Source organism: Bacillus sp. SIMBA_031 (assembly GCF_046535225.1).
In the GTDB taxonomy this organism is placed as follows: Bacteria; Bacillota; Bacilli; order Bacillales; family Bacillaceae; genus Bacillus; species Bacillus velezensis.
This window is the reverse complement of sequence record NZ_JAWRXC010000097.1, coordinates 1-325: the sequence shown is the minus strand read 5'-3', so window position 1 is coordinate 325 and position 325 is coordinate 1. Positions and strand designations below refer to the sequence as shown.

The window sequence follows — 325 nt, the reverse complement described above, 5'->3', positions numbered from 1 at the left end:
CGGTGGCACTGATCCCAACAGCCTGCGGAGGCGCGGCATCTTCCTCCTCAACTGCAGCATCCGGCGGTAAGGCCCTTGACGGCCTCACCGGTGTCATTGGCGCCAAGGACTTCTCTGAGCAGTTCATCCTGGCCCACATCACCAGCCTCGTCCTGAACGCCCACGGAGCAAACACCACCACCAACACCAGCGTGGTGGGATCGGCCAACGTTCGAACGGCTTTCGAGACCGGCCAGTTCGCCGGATATTGGGAGTACACGGGAACTTCGTGGATCACCTACAACAAACAAACCACCCCCATCAAGGACAAAGCTGAGATGTTCAA

Annotated in this window: 1 protein-coding gene; it reads left to right on the top strand. The window is 59.1% G+C overall.

The window, feature by feature from the left end:
• A partial coding sequence (locus SB724_RS19670) for a glycine betaine ABC transporter substrate-binding protein (protein WP_410572467.1) occupies positions 1–325 on the top strand: 325 nt, incomplete at both ends.